At 42.6% G+C, this 19,674-nt stretch carries 20 protein-coding genes; 6 read left to right on the plus strand and 14 right to left on the minus strand.

Going from position 1 to position 19,674, the window contains the following annotated elements:
• Window positions 1-2 precede the first annotated feature (2 nt).
• From BWX39_RS08090 to BWX39_RS08115, 6 genes are all read right to left on the minus strand, one after another.
• A complete protein-coding gene (locus BWX39_RS08090; RefSeq protein ID WP_028905416.1) occupies window positions 3-1,061 on the minus strand; it encodes an ABC transporter permease in 1,059 nt (352 codons plus the stop codon).
• A gap of 31 nt (window positions 1,062-1,092) precedes the next feature.
• Window positions 1,093-2,559: an ATP-binding cassette domain-containing protein gene (locus tag BWX39_RS08095; RefSeq protein ID WP_028905415.1), complete on the minus strand. Its 1,467-nt coding sequence runs from the start codon at window positions 2,557-2,559 to the stop codon at window positions 1,093-1,095.
• A gap of 15 nt (window positions 2,560-2,574) precedes the next feature.
• On the minus strand, window positions 2,575-3,591 hold the full coding sequence (locus BWX39_RS08100) for an HlyD family secretion protein (protein ID WP_028905414.1): 1,017 nt from the start codon (window positions 3,589-3,591) through the stop codon (window positions 2,575-2,577).
• A 17-nt stretch (window positions 3,592-3,608) separates the two neighbouring features.
• Window positions 3,609-4,880 (minus strand): TolC family protein, encoded by a 1,272-nt coding sequence (locus BWX39_RS08105; protein ID WP_028905413.1) that lies wholly within the window; start codon window positions 4,878-4,880, stop codon window positions 3,609-3,611.
• A gap of 560 nt (window positions 4,881-5,440) precedes the next feature.
• Complete coding sequence (locus BWX39_RS08110) at window positions 5,441-6,106, minus strand: ABC-2 transporter permease (protein WP_028905412.1); 666 nt, start codon at window positions 6,104-6,106, stop codon at window positions 5,441-5,443.
• Window positions 6,103-6,813 carry an ABC transporter ATP-binding protein gene (locus BWX39_RS08115; protein WP_051129494.1) on the minus strand — a complete coding sequence of 237 codons (711 nt, stop codon included), beginning with the start codon at window positions 6,811-6,813 and terminating at the stop codon, window positions 6,103-6,105. The genes BWX39_RS08110 and BWX39_RS08115 overlap by 4 nt, the downstream gene beginning before the upstream one ends.
• Before the next feature lie 100 nt (window positions 6,814-6,913).
• Between BWX39_RS08115 and BWX39_RS08120 the strand changes: the two genes are divergently transcribed.
• The 3 genes from BWX39_RS08120 to BWX39_RS08130 all read left to right on the plus strand — a co-directional run bounded on the left by BWX39_RS08120 (window position 6,914) and on the right by BWX39_RS08130 (window position 8,707).
• Entirely contained in the window at window positions 6,914-7,216 is a 303-nt protein-coding gene (locus tag BWX39_RS08120) for a hypothetical protein (RefSeq protein ID WP_028905411.1), read from the plus strand.
• 186 nt (window positions 7,217-7,402) lie between these two features.
• The gene (locus tag BWX39_RS08125; RefSeq protein ID WP_028905410.1) at window positions 7,403-8,302 is read left to right on the plus strand and encodes a diaminopimelate dehydrogenase; all 900 of its coding nucleotides are present in this window, start codon (window positions 7,403-7,405) and stop codon (window positions 8,300-8,302) included.
• A 105-nt stretch (window positions 8,303-8,407) separates the two neighbouring features.
• Window positions 8,408-8,707 (plus strand): hypothetical protein, encoded by a 300-nt coding sequence (locus tag BWX39_RS08130; RefSeq protein WP_028905409.1) that lies wholly within the window; start codon window positions 8,408-8,410, stop codon window positions 8,705-8,707.
• Between the two features lie 92 nt (window positions 8,708-8,799).
• Here the strand turns inward: BWX39_RS08130 and rplS are convergent, their stop codons facing one another.
• Window positions 8,800-9,168 (minus strand): 50S ribosomal protein L19, encoded by a 369-nt coding sequence (rplS, locus tag BWX39_RS08135; RefSeq protein WP_028905408.1) that lies wholly within the window; start codon window positions 9,166-9,168, stop codon window positions 8,800-8,802.
• Between the two features lie 244 nt (window positions 9,169-9,412).
• On the opposite strand from rplS, the gene BWX39_RS08140 reads away from it, so the two are divergent.
• Together BWX39_RS08140 and BWX39_RS08145 are read left to right on the plus strand one after the other, a co-directional pair.
• Window positions 9,413-10,222, plus strand: coding sequence for a 5'-nucleotidase C-terminal domain-containing protein (locus BWX39_RS08140; protein ID WP_028905407.1), 810 nt, complete (start codon window positions 9,413-9,415; stop codon window positions 10,220-10,222).
• A gap of 37 nt (window positions 10,223-10,259) precedes the next feature.
• Complete coding sequence (locus BWX39_RS08145) at window positions 10,260-11,099, plus strand: bifunctional metallophosphatase/5'-nucleotidase (protein ID WP_028905406.1); 840 nt, start codon at window positions 10,260-10,262, stop codon at window positions 11,097-11,099.
• A gap of 65 nt (window positions 11,100-11,164) precedes the next feature.
• On the opposite strand, the gene porT is transcribed toward BWX39_RS08145, so the two are convergent.
• Window positions 11,165-11,911, minus strand: a complete 747-nt coding sequence (gene porT, locus BWX39_RS08150) for a type IX secretion/gliding motility protein PorT/SprT (RefSeq protein WP_028905405.1) — start codon at window positions 11,909-11,911, stop codon at window positions 11,165-11,167.
• 231 nt (window positions 11,912-12,142) lie between these two features.
• Between porT and BWX39_RS08155 the strand changes: the two genes are divergently transcribed.
• Complete coding sequence (locus tag BWX39_RS08155; protein ID WP_014709582.1) at window positions 12,143-12,310, plus strand: 4Fe-4S binding protein; 168 nt, start codon at window positions 12,143-12,145, stop codon at window positions 12,308-12,310.
• Window positions 12,311-12,790: 480 nt separating this feature from the next.
• Here the strand turns inward: BWX39_RS08155 and BWX39_RS08160 are convergent, their stop codons facing one another.
• The 6 genes from BWX39_RS08160 to dnaK form a co-directional block, all read right to left on the minus strand.
• A complete protein-coding gene (locus BWX39_RS08160; protein WP_028905404.1) occupies window positions 12,791-13,705 on the minus strand; it encodes a DUF4435 domain-containing protein in 915 nt (304 codons plus the stop codon).
• On the minus strand, window positions 13,698-15,077 hold the full coding sequence (locus BWX39_RS08165) for an ATP-binding protein (RefSeq protein ID WP_028905403.1): 1,380 nt from the start codon (window positions 15,075-15,077) through the stop codon (window positions 13,698-13,700). The genes BWX39_RS08160 and BWX39_RS08165 overlap by 8 nt, the downstream gene beginning before the upstream one ends.
• Before the next feature lie 454 nt (window positions 15,078-15,531).
• Window positions 15,532-16,269, minus strand: a complete 738-nt coding sequence (locus BWX39_RS08175; RefSeq protein WP_036860494.1) for an ion transporter — start codon at window positions 16,267-16,269, stop codon at window positions 15,532-15,534.
• Window positions 16,270-16,463: 194 nt separating this feature from the next.
• On the minus strand, window positions 16,464-16,922 hold the full coding sequence (locus BWX39_RS08180; protein ID WP_023925607.1) for a DUF6078 family protein: 459 nt from the start codon (window positions 16,920-16,922) through the stop codon (window positions 16,464-16,466).
• 27 nt (window positions 16,923-16,949) lie between these two features.
• The gene (locus tag BWX39_RS08185; RefSeq protein WP_023925608.1) at window positions 16,950-17,540 is read right to left on the minus strand and encodes a hypothetical protein; all 591 of its coding nucleotides are present in this window, start codon (window positions 17,538-17,540) and stop codon (window positions 16,950-16,952) included.
• 66 nt (window positions 17,541-17,606) lie between these two features.
• A complete protein-coding gene (dnaK, locus tag BWX39_RS08190) occupies window positions 17,607-19,508 on the minus strand; it encodes a molecular chaperone DnaK (RefSeq protein ID WP_028905400.1) in 1,902 nt (633 codons plus the stop codon).
• Window positions 19,509-19,674 lie beyond the last annotated feature (166 nt).

Raw genomic sequence — 19,674 nt, forward strand, 5'->3', positions numbered from 1 at the left:
TTCTATTCTAATCGTTTGTTGAACTTGGCGAGCGAGAGGGACAACAGCACCACAAGCATACCTATGAGAATCGTCGTTTCACGGTACACTTGCTCTATGCCAACTCCCATAATCATTAGTTTACGCATGGCACTTGTATAGTAGCGCGTGGGAACAATGGCTGATACGTACTGCAATATTCGGGGCATTGACTCAATGGGGAATATCATTCCAGAAAGCATGATAATGGGCATCAGCAGCACCATTGCCGATAACAGCAATGCCACAAGCTGCGTTTTTGCAACATTGGAAACAAGCAAACCCAACGAAAGAGCCAAGAGGATATATATCGTGGAAATAAGAAATATCCAGAACAAGGAACCTTGCAACGGTACGTCCAACACGAAAATAGCCATAAGGAGTATTACTATCAGGATAACAAAAGCAAGCACCAAGTAGGGAACAACCTTGGCAGCGATAATCATCAAGGGACGTGTGGGCGAAACGAGAAGCACTTCCATTGTGCCTTTTTCCTTTTCACGGACAATGGAAATGGAAGTCATTATGGCGCAAATCAGCATCAGCAATGTTCCTATGATGGCAGGAACGAAGTTGTAGGCTGATTTCATCTGCGGATTATATAGCAACTTTGAGTTTATCATACTGCTTTCTGCATTCGTGATAACCGCATTGGCATAGGTCGTCCACAGCTGCGCCATGTTAGGGTCGGTGCCGTCTACAATAAGCTGAAAGCCCGATTTCCTGCTTGCAAAGTCCTTCGCAAACACCACTGCCATATCTGCCTTTTGGTTGCGGATAGTCTGTTCAGCCTCGGCAGGGGTATCAACAACCTTCGTTATGGTGAAGTATTCCGATGCCAACAAACGGTCTGCCGCCTGCTGGGTGGCGTGGTCAGCATTGCTCATAACAACGACTGTCCGAACGTTTTTCACATCGGTGGTAATGGCAAAGCCAAACAGAAGCATCAAGACTATCGGCATACCGAACAGCATTAACATTGTGCGCTTATCGCGAACAATGTGCTTGGTTTCCTTGACGACAAATGAAATAAACTGCTTCATCTATATTGAACATTTATATTGAGGTGTATTCTTAATCCGAACTGCGCGTTGCCTGTCGTGCTAAATAGGTGAACACGTGGTTCATATCGGGCTGGTTGAGGTTTCGTTTCAGTTCGTCGGGCGTTCCCAAAGCCTTGATTTTGCCGTCCACCATAATGGATATACGGTCGCAATATTCAGCCTCGTCCATATAGTGAGTGGTTACAAAGACTGTTATTCCCCGTTCTGCAGCATCGTAAATCAGTTCCCAAAATTGGAGGCGCGTGGCAGGGTCGACTCCTCCCGTAGGTTCATCGAGGAACACAACTCCAGGCTCGTGGAAGATGCTGACAGAGAAAGCCAACTTCTGTTTCCAACCTAATGGCAGATTAGATACTAAAGTATTGCGATGTTCTGCGAAGTTCAAACGCTGCAACAGTGCATCGGTCTTATGGTGTATCTCATCATCTTGCATACCGTAGATGCCAGCAAAAAGACTGATATTCTCTGCAACGGTAAGGTCTTCGTAGAGCGAGAACTTCTGACTCATATAGCCAATGTGTTTCTTTATCTGCTCATATTCGGTGCGTATGTCGAAGCCCACCACTCTGCCTGTACCACTTGTGGGTTGGTTAAGTCCCGTCAGCATGTGCATTGCAGTGGTCTTGCCGGCTCCGTTGGCACCGAGAAAGCCAAATATTTCTCCTTTCTTAACGGTAAAGGAGATATCGTCTACCGCACGGAAAGTACCAAAAGCCTTGACAAGATGTTCTACTTCGATGACATTTTCAGCCTCATTGCCAACCTTATTGCTTCCTTCGTGCTCGATGCTGGGTGGGTTAAACACATCTCTAAACTCCGTAAGAATCTCTTCGGGAGTCCCTATACCTCTTATAATACCTTCTGAAAGAAAGGCCACACGCTCACAACTTCTCACCTCATCAAGGTATGGTGTGGAAACAACAATGGTTATATCGCGCGCTTTCAGTTGTGCAAGTATCTCCCAAAATTCCGTACGACTGACTGGATCAACGCCCGTTGTTGGTTCGTCAAGGAATAGCACGCTCGGCTGATGAACAAGGGCACAGCAGAGTGCCAGCTTCTGTTTCATACCGCCAGAGAGTGCTCCTGCCCTTCTATTCTTAAATCGTTCAAGCTGCGAATAGATGGCTTTGATAGAGTCGTAGTTTTCTTCTACCGTCGTATTAAATAGCGTTGCGAAGAATTTAAGGTTCTCTTCTACGGTCAAATCCTGATAGAGCGAGAACTTGCCAGACATATATCCAACCCGCTTGCGTATCTCTTTCATCTGGCTTACCACGTCGTAACCATCTACCGTAGCCGTGCCCGCATCGGGAAGAAGCAGCGAACAGAGAATGCGATACATAGACGTCTTGCCTGCTCCATCGGGACCAATGAGTCCGAAAACCTCGCCTTTGCCCACCGAAAAGCTGACATCACGCAATGCCTGCACCTTACCGTAGTGCTTTGATATGCTATTTACTTCGATTGCATTCATCGCTTTCAATATGGCTTAAAACTTCACTTCGCCGTACATTCCTATCTTTACATAGCCGTCGTTTTGGAACTGTATCTTGACAGCATAAACCAAATCGGCACGCTCATTGTCGGTAACAATGGTCTTAGGCGTAAACTCCGAGCGGCTCGAAATCCAAGTAACAACACCATTATACTGCTTTTTCTGTCCGTTTCCATAGTCTGCCATCACCTTCACCTTTTGCCCAAGGCGCACGTCTTTCAGCTGTTCTGAAGTGATGTATGCCCGTATGAACATTCTCTTGGTGTCGGCAATCTTGAACAGTGGCTTACCGATGGAAACAAATTCGCCCTGCTCTGCATACTTTTCCAAGACGGTTCCAGTGAGCGGACTCTTCACGAAGGTGTGGGCAATCTGGTCGTCAAGCTGTGCTTGTTGGGCACGCACGCCAGCTTGCTGTGCGCTTACTCCTGCCTGTTGCAAATTGATTCCGTCAATCTGTGCAGCTATTCCCTTGTTCTGTTCAGCCAATGCAGCATTCTGACTGGCTATCTGTTCTTCGGTTGCTGCAAGCTGTTTCTGCAACACTTGTATCTGATAGTCTATATCATCGACCTGCTTTTGTGGGACAGCACCGTCGCGCAGGAGTTCCGAAAAACGCTGACGCTCACGTTGCTGATTGGCTATCTGCTGACGAATGGACGCCACCTGCTTCTTCAAATCCAACTGTTTTCTTGCCGTTGCCTGTCGGTTGGCAGCCAACTGTCGCTTATTTGCATCAAGCTGACCGTGCGTAGCCACCAGCTGGTCGTTGCTTGTTGCCAACTGGGCACGCTTCAATGTAAGCTGTCGGGAGTCTATCTGTCCTACCGTAATTCCACCGTCGAGCAACTGTCCTTCCGCAACATTAAAGCTTATCAGCTGTCCTGACGACTCGGCAGACACGGTAACTTCCGTTGCTTCGAACGTTCCTGTTGCGTCATAGTCCTTCTTATCCTCTCCGCAAGATGCCATTATAAAGGCAAGACTGGCTAATAAAAATACCTTTTTCATATTTGTTGGTTGTTTTTCTATTCGTTGTTGGTGTATTTCAGATTATACATTTCCTTGAGCATATCTATCTCGTGGATAGCCTGTTGCGTCTTGGCTGCATTCTCATTGTTAATCTCTCGCAGCAAGCTATTGACATCAATGATACCGTGAGCAAGCTTCGATTCAGCAGCTTTGCGTACGTTTGTGCGCAGCGCAATTATCTCGTCGTCGCCTTGCATCATCGTGCGGTATCGGCTTACATTCTCTGTTTGCTGTATCTGTTCCATGTTATTGTTGAACAGGAACACCTCTCGTGCATTCTCAATCAATTCGCGCTGCGCCTTCAACTTGGCTTTATCGTTTTTGTGCGTATAGAGTGCGCCTACGTTCCAAGACAGTTTTATGCCCACTATGCCGTTCAAACTCCACTTCCGACTTATCATATCCTCGAACATATTAAGCCCCGGATAGCCGTAATAACCTTGAGCATAAAGTCCCAACGTGGGGCGCAGCTTTGTGTTCAAGGCTTTCTCCTGTACTTCGGCAAGCTTCAGCTGATTGTCGAACAGCCGTATTTCGGGACGATTGCTTGCCGATGCACTCGCCTCAACAGCCGCTGGCTTCTCGGGATTGCTTATCTCTATGCCGCAAAAGACGCTTAGCATACGCTGCAACATCTGCCGTTGCGATTTCAAACTCTCGTTCTGTTGTGCTACACTCAGCCGCTCTGCTTTCACGTTATCAAAGTCGCTTGTGGCTGCCGTACCGCCTTTCACCATCGCTGCAAGTTTCTTTTCGCTCGACAGCAGCAAAGCCTTTACATCGTCGTTCAGTCTGATTTGTTCGTCGAGAAGCAAGAGCGAGAAGTACATTTCATTGACACGCTTGCGCACCTGATACAGATTTGCTTCGGTTTGTGCCTCCTGAACCTTTCCTTCCTGACGTGCTATGCTGCGCTGACTGCCTATGGCACCACCGTCATAAATAATCTGCTGAAGGTCTACACCTATTTTATATTGGTCTTTGGTCAGCCCTTTCATGTCGAGTCCCATCTGTTGGTACATACGTTGCATATTCTCTGGCCACGACACCACATCGCTCTGATAGGTTGCCTGCGCCGAAGCAGTAATCTGCGGTAACCACCCTTTCTGAATATTCTTGACGGTTAGCTCGGTTGTCTGAGCGATTAAGCCGTACTGTTTGATAATGGGATAGTTCTTCTCCGCAGCCTGCTGACATTCTTCTAATGTCTGCGCTTGGGCAACAGATGCCAGCATTAGCAAAACAAGGGTTATTATTTTCTTTTTCATATCGCTGAAATTACATTGCTCTTTCTACTTCTATGGGACAAAGATAATATTTTGTTCTGTTACTTCATTAACCAACACACCGATATTATTGCCCTTTTGTACGATTATTATTAAATATCCTCTCGCATTCAATAGAATTATGTTAATTTTGCAATTAATTCGTACAGAAAGGCAAGTTTATGGATAAAGCAAAGGTAGTAAATCACTTTTCAAGAGATTGAATTAAAAGAATGTAACAAAAACAACTATGATTTGTTCCTGCCTCTGACTAATTCCAACTGTTCTCCTTTCTTTGGATAAGTGCCGATTTTTGCAGTCCGACATATTCTTTACACGTAGAGAAATATTTATTTACGTGTAAAGAAATTATTACTTACGTGTAGAAAAATATTTATTTACACGTAAATAATTTGGGAATGTTTTACAAAAACGACATTTACCATTTAGACTGAAATAATAAAAGAGCTTGTCCTATATTACTGGGGCAAGTTCTTTTATTTGTATATAATTATTAACGATTTCTTGAAGTTTGAAACATAAACAAACTTCCACTACATCGTTTATATGTCTTTCTTTTCATAAAGCCGACAGGTGATATAATAAGATACTACATAAGCCGTACCTGTCAATACAATGTAAGCTATTATCCAATACTGATTATAGAAGGTTTCCAGTGTTTCCGCCAAGTCAATGCCCATCAAGGATAACAGATATTTGCCCCCAAGATAAATCAGTACTATACTGGCAATAATCAGAAAAAACGATATGCGACTATGTGCCACTCCGTATTTATAAGTACAAGGTATCTGAATCGAGTTTATCACTGCCATTGTGAATATACCAATCAGCACAACTCCGAACCATCGTAGCATACTATCTCCAAGTTCACCGTGCATAATCCATTGCAGTGCGATACCCAATATCCACCCAAGCAGTGCCCCAGCGGTACTCGTACCGAAAGAGAGTAAGTACTTTGACAATATGATATCCTTTCTCCGTGCAGGCATACAAAGCACATACCGCTCTGCTCCGCCCATTTCATCAAAATTAAAGGAAAGTGTTACTATCATTCCAAAGCCGAATGCCATCAACAACGTGTACATATGCGCTATATCGAAAACAACAGAAACAATACCGAATACAATTATCCAAAACAATAAAGAAAATTTAAAATCTTTGAGTTGCAGTAGGTCTTTCAACATAAGACCCTTAACTACCTTGTTCATAATTTACCTCCTTTCATATGATTTAGCATCACATCTTCTAAGCTGCCATTACACATCAATTCCTTCATTGGCTTTTGGAAGACCAATTTCCCCTCGTGGATAAAAGCCACTTTGTCGGCTATGTGTTCTAAGTCTGTAGTGATATGACTTGAAAACAAAACCGAATGCTGCTTATCTTTCACGAAATCTTTCAAAATCTCCAACACTTCGTTTCTCGCTATCGGGTCTAATCCCGAAGTGGGTTCGTCTAACACGAGTAACTCTGGCTTATGCGAGAGAGCTGTTGCTATTTTAAGTTTTACTTTCATTCCGCTGGAATACTTCGATAATCTCTTTGTACACTGCAACTTCAGAGTATGACAAAGTTGAAAGAAATACGCCTCATTCCAATTCTCATAAATATTTTTCAGAATACGATTGATGTCTTTTGGTGTCAGACTTCCATTGAAAAAGCTGTCATCGAGCACAACTCCCGTCTTTTCTTTGATTTCCTTTTCGTTACAACGATGGTCTATACCGAATACTCTGATTTCTCCGCTGTCAATGGAAACAATATTCAGGATAGAGCGAATGGTCGTGGTTTTCCCTGCTCCATTTTCTCCTATCAATCCCACAATCTCTCCAGCGGGCACTTCCAAGTCAATACCTTGCAACTCAAAACCGGGATAGCTTTTGTGTAAGTTGCGAATTTCTAACAGATTGTCCATATACTATGTCTTTTTTGATTTCGTAAAATACCGTTCTTCTACTTTCTAAATTGTTGCATTTATTATTAAGCAAAACAAAAAATATGCCAATAGAGTAACTATGTCAAACTGGCAATTGAGGAGTTTAGAAAGTTCAAGGAAGAATTCTTTTGTTCAAAGCCTAAAGGGTTTAAGAGTATTTTCTCGCATAACACATTCAATCGAGTATTTTCCTGTTGCCCCTCAAGGAACTGGAGAAACAATTTCGTTTGTGAATATAGGAAGCTGTGGAGCACGTCTAACAAATGGCAATGGTGCGCTCAAACCCTTACGCACCATTAGTGTTTCGGGTGGTGAAAATGGTGTAATATTAGAACAAGGGAAGGTCGGAAAGCAGTACGACGAAACAAAAGGTAATCTATAAACAACTTGACGCCCTTGACCTTGCTATATATGTAGGTTCCATTAATGCCATAGGCATACAAACGCAAAAGGACAATGGAGAATATTTTCGATAAAAAAAACATCACTAATTTCTCGTTAATCACATTTTTGCAGTACTTTTGCAGTCTGTAAAGAATAGGTAAAATAACGTTTTAAGGGAAAGATTATGAAGAAAATAAGAGCAGCAGTAGTGGGCTACGGCAACATCGGGCACTACGCTATTGAAGCACTCGAAGCTGCCAAAGACTTTGAGATTGCAGGTATCGTGCGTCGTCAGGGCGACAAGGACAAACCTTTGGAACTTACGCCATACGACGTTGTAGACGACATTGCAAAGCTGAAGAACGTTGATGTAGCCATTCTTGCTGCACCAACACGCAGCTGTCCCAAATATGCAGAACGCATTGTAGCTATGGGTATCAACACGGTGGATTCGTTCGACATACACACAAGCATATTGGACTACCGCACAAAGCAAATGGAGAACTGCAAAAAGGCGGGCAAAGTGAGTGTAATTGCAGCGGGTTGGGACCCCGGTTCCGACTCTGTGGTGCGCATCTTGATGGAGAGTTTGGCACCCAAAGGCTTGTCGTACACCAATTTCGGGCCTGGTATGTCAATGGGACACTCGGTTTGCGTGCGTGGCAAGGAAGGTGTGAAGAACGCACTTTCTGTAACTATCCCGCTGGGCGAAGGCATTCACCGCCGTATGGTTTACGTGGAATTGGAAGACGGCGCAAAGCTCGAAGAGGTTACAAAGGCTATCAAGGCTGACCCATATTTCGCCAACGACGAAACCCACGTGTTTGCAGTGGCAAGCGTAGACGACGTGCGCGATATGGGACACGGCGTCCATCTCGTTCGCAAAGGTGTGAGCGGAAAGACGCAAAACCAGCATTTCGAATTCAATATGAGCATCAACAACCCTGCACTTACAAGTCAGATACTCGTAAACTGCGCCCGTGCCACAATGCGTTTGGCAGCTGGTTGCTATACGATGCCCGAAATTCCTGTGATTGATTATTTGCCTGCATCGCGCGAAGAGGTTATCAACACATTGGTATAGGAATTTCCAATTATTGCGCACGGAATAGAAATAATAAAAAGAAAAATGCTTTATATTCCTTTCTTTTCGTAACTTTGCACCTGATTAAATGTTGGAACAACATAAATGGAAAAGGCATTGAAACGCTTTATTGCGGAGTTTCAGCATAAAATTCCGCAGCATATCAATCTGTCAGCCGACTACGAAAAGGTTTCAGCAAGGTTGAAGCAGCACCATATAAACTTGGAATCGAAGTCGTTGCGGAAACTCTGGGGCTATGTGCTGTTGAAGGAAAAGCCATCGAAAAAGACATTAGACCGATTGGCATTGTTTGCAGGTTTTCAGAACTGGAAAGACTTGCAGACCGCTATTCACGGCGTTGGCGATGGGCAATTGAACTACGAAGAGGAAGACAAAGAGGATTGAGCAGAAAAGAAAAGCTACGATTCAAGACATAAAAAAAGTTCAGAACTGTAAAGTTCCGAACTTTTTTTATTTGTGGATTTCTCAAGAGAGAATTACTTGTCTTTCTTAGCAGATACCACTCTTCTTTCCTTAATACGAGCAGCCTTACCTGTAAGATTGCGCAAGTAGTAAAGCTTAGCGCGACGTACCTTACCATGCTTGTTCACCTCGATAGACTCGATATTAGGTGATTCCATTGGGAAAATACGCTCAACACCGATGGTGCCCGACATCTTACGAACAGTGAAACGCTTCTTTTCGCCCTCACCGTTAATCTTGATTACTACACCACGGTAAAGCTGAACACGTTGCTTATTACCCTCGACGATTTTGTAAGCGACAGTTACAGTGTCTCCAGCTCTGAACTCTGGGTGCTGCTTGCCGGTTGCAAATGCTTCTTCAGCAATTTTAATTAAATCCATTTTTTAATTAATTAAATATTGTTTGTCGTTCCAATATAACATAGTACGCGACTCTTCCACGACCAGCGGTTATACCGAAAAGCGGTGCAAAGTTACGATAAATAATTCGATTAACGATTGAAACTTTCTTATTTGCAAACCTTCTTTAACTATATTTCACTTATGCAGAACAAAAACAAGATGACTGAAACAACGTTGGCTGACAAGTTTTTACTACCTTTGCAGAAAGCAAAAAACGCAGATTATGAATAAGAAGATGTTTTTAATAGGTGGTATGGCAGCTGTATTGACCTGTACGCCATGTGCAGCACAGCGGGCAAAATACCAACTTACAGGTGTGCAGCGCAGCAGAATACTGATTGATGCACGCTACGACAAGGCTAAAGACCCGAAGGCTGTGGAGTTTTTAGCACCCTACAAGCACATAGTAGACAGCATTATGACTCCGGTAGTGGCGCAGTCAGACCACTATATGGCGGCGCATCGGCCAGAGAGCGACCTATCCAATCTGCTTGCCGACATATTGGTATGGGCAGCAAAGGGATATAACGAGAAAGTCGATTTTGCTGTTTACAATATGGGAGGCATTCGTGCAGCACTGCCCAAAGGCAATGTTACAGTGGGCGACGTGAACGATATTGCACCGTTTGAAAACAAAATATGCTTCCTTACACTTAGCGGCGAGAAGGTGTTGGAGCTGTTTCAGCAGATTGCTCATACAGGTGGCGAAGGCGTTAGCAAGGGAGTGCTGCTGGGTTTGACAAAGCGTAACACGCTTCAGTATGCGAGTCTGCACGGAAAACAGATTGACCCAAAGGCGCAATACCGCATTGCCACCATCGACTATTTGGCACAGGGCAACGACAAACTGGAGGCTTTCAAAGCTAAAACCGATGTCAATGCACCGCAAGACGCATCGAACAATTCGCGATACATCATTCTGAACTACTTCAAAGCGATGACAGCGGAGGGAAAAACCATCAACAGCAGGAAAGAAGGGCGCATTGCTTATGTCAGCAATGAAAAGAACCAACCTGCCGCGATAGCGAAGTAAGATGGATAAGTGGGACTATAAAAAAGGAAAAGAAACAATGAAAAAGAATATTTTATTGATAGCCTTGTGTATGTTCAGCGTAGTTGTCTTTGCACAGAAAAAGCAACTCACCATTCTGCATACAAACGATACGCACAGCCAGATAATGCCTTTCAACACCACACTTGCCGACACACTGCGTGCAGGACGTGCGGGCTTCGAGCGTCGCATAGCCATGTTGAAGGAAGAAAGAGCAAAAGACCCCAACTTGTTGCTGTTCGATAGTGGCGACTTCTGCCAGGGTTCGCCCTACTTCACTATGTTCAAAGGCGATGTAGAGGTAGGATTGATGAATCTGATGCACTACGATGCAGGCACAATAGGCAACCACGAGTTCGACTTTGGGCTTGACAATATGATACGAATGTTCAAGGGGTTGAACTTCCCCATTGTATGCGCGAACTACGATTTTGCAGGTACGGAATTGGCAAAGATTGTAAAGCCCTACATTATATTAAAGCGCAAGGGTCTGAAGATTGGCGTGTTTGGTTTGTCGCCACAGCTCGATGGTTTGGTGGTAAAGGCGAATTATGGGCCACTGAAGTATATGGATCCGATAGCGTGTGCGCAGAAATGCGTCAATGAACTAAAGAAAAAGAAATGCGACCTTATTATTTGCATATCGCATTTAGGCTTGAATATCGAAGGAGTTAGCGACGAAGAGTTGGTTGCAGGCACACGTGGCATCGACCTGATATTGGGCGGACACTCGCACACCTTCCTAAATGAACTCGCTTACGTGAAGAACTTGGACGGCAAGAAAATAGGTATCGACCAGAACGGAAAGTCGGCAATCTTTGTAGGAAAGATGGTTTTAGACTTGGAAAAGAAGAAATAGAAAAGCAAAAGGAGTTAAGACAACACAGCGTCTTAACTCCTTTTACTTTATATCCACTAATAAAATTACTCGAAATAGAACGTCAGCGCAATCATCTTGGAACGGGCTTCCTTTGCAAAATTGGCATACATCTGCGTATTCTTATCGCGCAATTCCTTTACGTGATTGGCATCTAAGCTGTTCGACAGTCCATACATAAACTTCAATTCAGGGCGCAACTTGAAGAAAGGAAGATAGAAATCGCAACCTAATCCCACCTCTAAATAAGCATCGCCGCCTTTTAACTTTAAGTAATCGTCGTTCTTTCCCGACAGATTAGCCATCGGATTAATACCCAACATTAGGTAGGGGCGATGATTGTTGAAACGCGGAGCAGCTGCAATAAGGTTGAAAGCGCACGAGATATACACGGATTTCAAGTCCTGTGTCTTCTCAATAGGTTGCCCTTTGGCGTTCAAGTCCGTCAGATTTCTGAAAGTAAGGTGGCGTGTACCGAAGTACATGGTAGGTGCTATACGTAGCTGAAACGTCGTGTTCAGGCGCAGTTCGCCCAATACACCCACCGTGAAGCCTGCGTCCCAGCGGTCTTGGTCTACCGAAATAACCTTCTGCACAGGTCCGTTACCATCGCCAAGGTCTACCATTTGCGGTCCCGTATTAACAATTTCAAGGTCTTGCAAGTGTGTGCCAACCATAACACCGAAATGGAACGGACGCAAGTCTGTATAGGGACGGTTCTGCACGGTGCGTTCTTGCGCAAAGCCAACCATTGATGTTGCCAACAATAATATTATGTATAGAAGTCTTTTCATATCTGTTCTTATAACGTTTTCTCTATTTATTTATTGTAACACAAGGCTTTCATCTTTCTTCTCAAAGCCAATAAGACCATCGGTTTTATTTGTATATTGTCTAAATATTTCATTTTCTAATCATTATTTGTAGGTATTAGAAAAATATTATTTACCTTTGCACCATACAAAAGTAGGTATTGAAGACAATCCTATACAAAAACATTATTAATATATAAAAGATTTATAATTATGGCTTATGTAATTAGCAATGACTGCATCGCTTGCGGTACATGTATTGACGAATGTCCAGTAGGAGCTATCTCTGAAGGCGACATCTACAAGATTGACGCTGATGCTTGCACAGAATGCGGCACATGCGCAAGTGTTTGTCCAAGCGAAGCTATTAGCTTAGGCTAAGACAAAACTAATTGTTACTGATTAAATTTAGGCGGACTCTGCGGAGTCCGCTTTTCTTTTTGCCCTTTCCCAGTGTTCTTCAGCACTCGCCTTAGCAACAAAAGGTAAATAGTTCCCTACCAAACTATTCAATTAGATAATCATTCATTTTCCTTACTAACGTGAGTTCGACATAAGAAATCACTCCAACATATTATCTATAAAAAACTTAGACGTTTCTAAACCGAAAGAAAATAAAGAAATAATCTTGTAATTCGAGTATTTATTACCACTTAAAAAGGTTATAGTGAGCTGTTTTGTTTAATCAATTTAATTAAATCCGTTTTAAGAAGAATTGAGAAGAATTAACAATAAATTAATGTATTTATAATCAATAAGAAACTGAATATGTCTATTTAATTCTTATATCGAACTCACGTTATAGCAACATTAATTATCCGTTGGAATAATGCATACAACGCGCAACTAATATCCATATATTCATCGAATTCCTGTTTTAATGTAATTATATAGATTTTCTGACACATCTGCATATTGCGAAAATGTTGACAACATTGTATTCTGATTAAATGGTATTGAGCATGAAGCAACACTATAAATGCGAGACTTTTGGGGTTCATTTTGTATAAATCTCAAGAATTCAAATAGGAATTGCATTTCATATTTACCCCTATAAAACATATGCCCTTTAGCTTGTAACTTTGCTTTTTCTGTATAAACAACCGAGTCTTCCAGCTGAGGTGCATTCTTATACTTCTTCTCAATGTCTGATAATTTATAGGAATATCTTATATCTCCAATTTTTAAAGAAAGCCATTCTTTAGGAAAACTATTATCAAGAGACACGTCACGTCTGTCCCAAACAGGGCTATTATAAAGACAGCTATACCAGGCATTGAACAGTGATATTCCTTCTAAAAACTTTTCATGTTCAGAATGAAATAAATCCATACAGTTAGTATAATTATCAGGATACTTTACCCTTGACATCTTAAACTCAGTTTCAAGAATGCTACTAACACATCTATCCGAAAGATAGTAGTTTTCTATCGCATAACCATCTGTAATGAAAATAGTATCAGGAAGATTATCATTATTATCAAAGTCTCGATCCACAAAATATCGTTTAGCGTATCTTCTACTATCTTCTTTCGCTTCTATAAATATATTAGCTGCGATGACTGAACTTTTACCATTGCATATAATTTCTACAGGGGTTTTCTGACAAACATTTTGGACAATAGGTCTGTAGTAAGGCATGTCATAGCCTTCTACAAAGCAATAAATAGCATCTTCACCATATAGAGGAATAAGCAAAGTGAATCTAGAATAGATAACAGAAGCATCAGCTCGTTTCTTGGCCAATGCATTTGGGGTGAAATTCTGATCAGTCATTATTCTTTAAAAATTCATGCATCCCAACAGTAAATTGTTGCAGTTTGTCGCCAAAGATAAATGGTGAATGAGTTACAGCCATTAAGAACATACAATTACCTGATTCAATAATATCTGGCAATAGATTTTCCTGCCAATATATAGACAATGACAACTCTGGCTCATCAAATAACACTATATACCTTTTATCAAGTTCCAAATATATTTGGGAAAAGATGGAAACAATTTGCTTCTCGCCCGAACTTAATTGATTCAATTGAACATTGTTATCTTGCGATATTACAGGCTTACCATCAATGCAACGGTAAATTGCAAGTGTTACATTACTAGCATCATATACAAATTTTTTATCACTCAAATACTTGTTGCATACTTCACAATACTTATTGATTGCAGAATCGTACTTTTCTTGACTTCTGTATATCATTAATAACTGTTGTAAATAGAACAACAGGAAATCGTTCTCCAATAAAGCCTTATCTTGTTTCTTAAATTGATCCAATATAACAGATTTGTCACTCGCATTCAATTTACTACCTGTTCGATCAAGGACTATTCTTAATTCATCTTCTGTACAATTCAATTCATGTTTGGAAATTGAATTCGTACCTAACATTTGATGAATTACGTCGCCCGACACAATTGTAAAACCCTCCAATGATGATTTCCTGATAATGTCTGTAATAGTTTCAATTCGTCTTGCAACATCCTTCATTCCAAAACGGATATTCATATCCTCATTTTCATTATTTCTTTCCTCCTCAAAGCGCATCAATTTTCGCCTTTCCCCGAGGGGGAAAAGACTCTGGTAATCAACTTCAACCCTTCGATAAGTTGGATAGAACAGAACAGTATAGTCGTAACTATCAATAAGGTTTTCCATAACAACAAAATCGTGGAAAGTTTTTGTCTGCTCATTCCAAGTAAATAATTCTTGATACAATAAATTGCCAGGAATCGTTTTCAAGAAATCATCATTATTTATAAAAGTAAAGAAATCCTTACGTTTCCCAGACTCTATCAAATCTACAGCTGTCAAAAAAACCTTATTATCTGTATTTCGTCTTACAAAATCTATAATAGAATGATCTTCGTTATCTTTTCTGTCAATATAGGAAGAATATTGTTCTATTAAATTTCTTTCATAGAAAAACTCTCTACCATTGATAGTAAGCCTTATCGCATTAAACTTAATCTCCAAGAGGCGCTTATAAGAATGCGTGATTAGAAAATTAAGAGCATTCAGAACACTTGTCTTTCCAAACCCATTTTCTCCTATCACAATCAATGTAGAATGGTTGAATGTAATGCATACATTCTTGTAACCAAAAAGACCGAGGATCTCAAACTCTTCAATAAATGATTTTTCCATAAATTATTAAATTACAATAAAATATCTGTTTCTTGTTGGAGTATAGAATATCTATCACTAAAATTATATAATTGTCTATGCTTACAATTCCTACTCAACCGTTCCAAATCAACTTCCACACTATCCTTTGACACCATTGAATCTTTGAGCAGTATGGGGGTATTCTTAGCAATGTTCTCTTTCTTCCTGCTGAAGCATCCTCCAAATGCTGTCAGAAGGAAGAAATTTACATAGAAGTTCTCTTTTTGAGTGTGTATCTGTTGCAGACACTTTAAACTCCCAAGTTCTGCCATTTGCAAGATACCACTTTCAAAGATTTATTGCTCTTCATACTCTACCATAATTGAAAGCCATTATTCACCTTTGGTATTGATTAACACGATAAGTCATTTGCAAATATAGCTATTTTTCTTGTATTAGAGGCTAAAAGACTTCCTTTTTTCTGTATGTCTTGTCAATGCCTCCCCCTCCCCTTCCGCAGTTCATCGAGATAACGGGCGGTTATCACGCCGGAAGGCAGTGCGATTACGGCAACGCCAAACAGCGAGGAGAGCATACTTACGAAGCGGCCGACGTCGGTAACGGGACACATGTCGCCATAGCCGACGGTGGTGAGCGTTACGGTTGCCCAATACAGGGCATCGAAAAAGGAATGGAACGTATGCTGATGGGTATATGGATTTACGTGCGGCTCGACATTGAACAGTATGAGTGCCGTTACAAAAATGTAAATCAGTGCCAATACCAAAACGGAGGACAGCACCTGACGCTCCTTGTAGAGTATGGACAGGAACAGGCGCATCTTGCTCGATATGCCAAATATCTTCAGCACCCTTGTCAGCCTCAGCAGGCGCACGAAGCGGAACAGCTTGAAGGCTGGGTTGAGCAGCGTAACGGCAGGCAAGATGGACAGCAGGTCTATGATTGCCATAAAAGAAAACGGATAGGTAAGGAACGCCGTCTTGCGATTGTTGCTCCTAATGTCAGCCGTACCCCACCTCAGCAGGTAGTCGATGATGAACACGAGCGTAGAGCCGAGTTCCGTGTACCAAAACGCCTTGTGCGACTTCATGAACATAAGCGGCAGGAGGCTTACGAGAATGGCAAGAACCATAAACCAGTCGTAAGCCGTGCATATCCAGTCGGTATGCGATTGTCGGTCAATAATGTTTGCTATCTTCTGTCTATTCATATTGCTAAATGATTTCTTCCGAGCTAACGAAATTGGACACGTTTGTCCAACTCGCTGGACACGTTAATCCAATTAATTGGACACGTTAGTCCAACCCATTGGACAAACGTGTCCAAAGTCGTATGTTATGTATCTTTCCGTAAGAACCTGTTAAGGAGCTGTCAGAGTATGTCAAGTATGGGGGAGCGAGATACCTACTTGTATCTTGCCAACCGCATCAGTGCGGAGTATTGTTCTTCATAGCGGTCGAACTCGATGGCACTGCCGTCGTAGCCCATTTCAGTAAACGAGAGGCGAACCATTTCCTGCTCTTCCTCCGTGATGGCACGTCGTTGCTGCTTCACCTTGTAGTAGACTTCCGAGCCGAAGCACGCCATTACTTCGTGTCGGGCACGGCGCAAGTCAGCCGCCCTCACGTTGTTGTAGATGCTCGATATGCCCCACGCAAAGCGTTCCTTGCGATCGGACTCGAAGAACGGGCAGGGCTGTGCGCCCTTTATCACGGCAGGGTTCACCATCGTATAGGTTTCATTCCCATTCCCTGCCAGCATCTTGTAGGCAGTGTGGCGCAGGCATTTGTCAGTTTTCTTGCAATGGGTGCCTGCGCAGTGCGCAAAGTCGGAGTCTAATTGGTTGTATTCTTCAAGGGTCATAGAAGGAAATGTTGTCGTGTATTTACTTTAACCAAGACATGACCAAATGGCAGGATTGGTTATAATATTTGCAAGTATATTTGAAGCAACATTTTCGCCAAACGACTTTATTTTATCCATAAGTTTAGGTTTAGCTTTCTCTAAATCACCCTTCTCTTCATCAACAACTTGCTTTAATTCTTCTAGTTGACTAACGGATAGTTCGTCTTTTAGAGATTTTAGAAGTATCTTTATTTCTTGATTCTGTGATTGGCTTTGAGTATTAGTATTGCTAATACTACTGTGTATATTTATATTAGCACTCTGATTTAACACCTTGTTATTTTCTATTACCTGTGGGTATTTCTCAAATGCTTCAAGTATAGCTAACAACTTATTTTGTTGGTTAGGTGTAATTTTTTTATCGCAAGTCTCATTAAAATCATCTATGTACCTATCTCCTGTGAAGTTTATTTCTAAAAATCTTTTAGTATTTTCCCTCCATTTAATATACTCTTCTTTTACGGAAGGTTCATAAACATAATATGCAAAAGCTCCAACCTCACATTTCAATTTTGGAATCCTCTCTCTCTGTTCTTGAATTAGTGCCTCTAACTCTTTTTTAACATTATCTTTCATAATATGCGACTAATAAAATAAAAATCGCAGTAACCCACTATCGGATTACTGCGATTATATTAATTATTATTTTACTTCCTCAAAATCTGCGTCTTGAATTGTTTCGTCCTGCTTTGGCTGCTCTTGCTGTGCCTGCTGACCTGCATCTGCGCCAGGCTGTGCACCTGCACCTTGATACATTTGTTGGCTGGCTGCCTGCATTACGGTGTTGAGGTTGTTGGTAGCCGTGTCGATGGCTGCAATGTCGGCTGCCTTGTGAGCGTCCTTGAGTTGCTGTAGGGCTGACTCGATAGCAGGCTTTTGGTCGGCTGGTATCTTGTCGCCGTTGTCCTTCAAGAAGTTCTCGGTGGTGAATATCATTGAGTCGGCTTGGTTGAGCTTGTCTATCTTCTCGCGTTCTGCCTTGTCGGCTGCTGCGTTCTGCTCTGCCTCTGCCTTCATTCGGTTGATTTCTTCGTCGCTCAAACCGCTTGATGCCTCGATGCGTATGCTTTGCTCCTTGCCTGTAGCCTTGTCCTTTGCCGATACGCTTAGGATACCGTTGGCGTCGATGTCGAATGTTACTTCAATCTGTGGCTCTCCACGACGGGCGGGAGCTATGCCTGTGAGGTTGAACTGACCGATGCTCTTGTTCTGCGCTGCCATTGGGCGTTCGCCTTGCAGCACGTGGATAGTAACTTCGGTTTGGTTGTCGGCAGCTGTCGAGAATACTTCGCTCTTCTTGCAAGGAATGGTTGAGTTGGCATCGATGAGCTTTGTCATTACGCCACCCATTGTTTCGATACCGAGTGTCAGCGGAGTAACGTCGAGCAATACAATGTCGCCCACACCGCTTTCCTTGTTAAGGATTGCACCCTGAATAGCAGCACCGATGGCTACCACTTCGTCGGGGTTCACACCCTTTGAAGGCTCTTTGCCGAAGTAGTTCTTCACCAATGTCTGAACGGCTGGAATACGGCTTGAACCACCTACGAGGATTACTTCGTCGATGTCTGATGTAGAGAGCTTCGCGTCGCGGATTGCGCTCTGGCAAGGTACGAGACAAGCCTGAATAAGGCTGTGTGCCAACTGTTCGAACTGCGCACGTGTCAATGTCTTCACCAAGTGCTTTGGCACGCCACCTTCGGCTGTGATGTAAGGAAGGTTGATTTCGGTAGAAGTAGTGCTTGACAGTTCTATCTTCGCCTTTTCGGCAGCTTCCTTCAAACGTTGCATAGCCATTGGGTCTTTGCTAAGGTCGATACCTTCGGCAGCCTTGAACTCACTTGACAACCAGTCGATGATAACTTGGTCGAAGTCGTCACCACCCAAGTGGGTATCACCGTTTGTAGACAACACTTCGAAAACACCGCCACCAAACTCAAGGATAGAAATATCGAACGTACCACCACCAAGGTCGAACACGGCAATCTTCATATCCTTGTTTGCCTTGTCGATACCATAAGCCAATGCTGCTGCCGTTGGCTCGTTCACGATACGCTGAACGTTCAAGCCTGCAATCTGACCTGCTTCCTTTGTAGCCTGACGCTGTGAGTCAGAGAAGTAAGCAGGAACAGTAATAACTGCATCTGTTACCTCTTGTCCAAGATAGTCTTCAGCGGTCTTCTTCATCTTCTGAAGCACCATTGCAGAGATTTCCTGCGGAGTGTATTTGCGGTCGTCAATCTGCACGCGTGGATAGCCACCTTCGTCGACAACCTTAAAAGGAACTCTCTCGGCTTCCTTGGCACATTGTGCGTAGGTCTCGCCCATAAAGCGCTTGATAGAGTAAACGGTCTTCTGAGGGTTTGTGATTGCCTGACGCTTTGCTGGGTCGCCAATCTTGCGTTCGCCACCTTCAACAAAACCTACGATAGAAGGCGTTGTGCGCTTACCTTCGCTATTTGCAATTACAACAGGCTCGTTGCCTTCAAATACTGAAACACAAGAGTTTGTTGTGCCTAAGTCAATTCCAATAATCTTTCCCATAATGTATATATTTTTATTTTTATTATTATCAATTTCTGTTATGCTACCGCCTTTTCAGTTGCATTCGCTTCATTAATTACAAACGATATGCCAACTATGCCATACTACAATCAGTGTGCCATCTTGTCAGTTTCGTTCCTGTTCTTACTCCCGCAAACGAGCCAAC

The organism is Prevotella intermedia ATCC 25611 = DSM 20706 (genome assembly GCF_001953955.1).
GTDB lineage: Bacteria > Bacteroidota > Bacteroidia > Bacteroidales > Bacteroidaceae > Prevotella > Prevotella intermedia.

What these genes read in the sequence shown, in the direction of transcription:
- BWX39_RS08090 (WP_028905416.1), bottom strand. Translation starts at nt 1,061, where the DNA reads ATGAAGCAGTTTATTTCATTTGTCGTCAAGGAAACCAAGCACATTGTT.
- BWX39_RS08095 (WP_028905415.1), bottom strand. Translation starts at nt 2,559, where the DNA reads ATGAATGCAATCGAAGTAAATAGCATATCAAAGCACTACGGTAAGGTG.
- BWX39_RS08100 (WP_028905414.1), bottom strand. Translation starts at nt 3,591, where the DNA reads ATGAAAAAGGTATTTTTATTAGCCAGTCTTGCCTTTATAATGGCATCT.
- BWX39_RS08105 (WP_028905413.1), bottom strand. Translation starts at nt 4,880, where the DNA reads ATGAAAAAGAAAATAATAACCCTTGTTTTGCTAATGCTGGCATCTGTT.
- BWX39_RS08110 (WP_028905412.1), bottom strand. Translation starts at nt 6,106, where the DNA reads ATGAACAAGGTAGTTAAGGGTCTTATGTTGAAAGACCTACTGCAACTC.
- BWX39_RS08115 (WP_051129494.1), bottom strand. Translation starts at nt 6,813, where the DNA reads ATGGACAATCTGTTAGAAATTCGCAACTTACACAAAAGCTATCCCGGT.
- BWX39_RS08120 (WP_028905411.1), top strand. Translation starts at nt 6,914, where the DNA reads ATGTCAAACTGGCAATTGAGGAGTTTAGAAAGTTCAAGGAAGAATTCT.
- BWX39_RS08125 (WP_028905410.1), top strand. Translation starts at nt 7,403, where the DNA reads ATGAAGAAAATAAGAGCAGCAGTAGTGGGCTACGGCAACATCGGGCAC.
- BWX39_RS08130 (WP_028905409.1), top strand. Translation starts at nt 8,408, where the DNA reads ATGGAAAAGGCATTGAAACGCTTTATTGCGGAGTTTCAGCATAAAATT.
- rplS (WP_028905408.1), bottom strand. Translation starts at nt 9,168, where the DNA reads ATGGATTTAATTAAAATTGCTGAAGAAGCATTTGCAACCGGCAAGCAG.
- BWX39_RS08140 (WP_028905407.1), top strand. Translation starts at nt 9,413, where the DNA reads ATGAATAAGAAGATGTTTTTAATAGGTGGTATGGCAGCTGTATTGACC.
- BWX39_RS08145 (WP_028905406.1), top strand. Translation starts at nt 10,260, where the DNA reads ATGAAAAAGAATATTTTATTGATAGCCTTGTGTATGTTCAGCGTAGTT.
- porT (WP_028905405.1), bottom strand. Translation starts at nt 11,911, where the DNA reads ATGAAAAGACTTCTATACATAATATTATTGTTGGCAACATCAATGGTT.
- BWX39_RS08155 (WP_014709582.1), top strand. Translation starts at nt 12,143, where the DNA reads ATGGCTTATGTAATTAGCAATGACTGCATCGCTTGCGGTACATGTATT.
- BWX39_RS08160 (WP_028905404.1), bottom strand. Translation starts at nt 13,705, where the DNA reads ATGACTGATCAGAATTTCACCCCAAATGCATTGGCCAAGAAACGAGCT.
- BWX39_RS08165 (WP_028905403.1), bottom strand. Translation starts at nt 15,077, where the DNA reads ATGGAAAAATCATTTATTGAAGAGTTTGAGATCCTCGGTCTTTTTGGT.
- BWX39_RS08175 (WP_036860494.1), bottom strand. Translation starts at nt 16,269, where the DNA reads ATGAATAGACAGAAGATAGCAAACATTATTGACCGACAATCGCATACC.
- BWX39_RS08180 (WP_023925607.1), bottom strand. Translation starts at nt 16,922, where the DNA reads ATGACCCTTGAAGAATACAACCAATTAGACTCCGACTTTGCGCACTGC.
- BWX39_RS08185 (WP_023925608.1), bottom strand. Translation starts at nt 17,540, where the DNA reads ATGAAAGATAATGTTAAAAAAGAGTTAGAGGCACTAATTCAAGAACAG.
- dnaK (WP_028905400.1), bottom strand. Translation starts at nt 19,508, where the DNA reads ATGGGAAAGATTATTGGAATTGACTTAGGCACAACAAACTCTTGTGTT.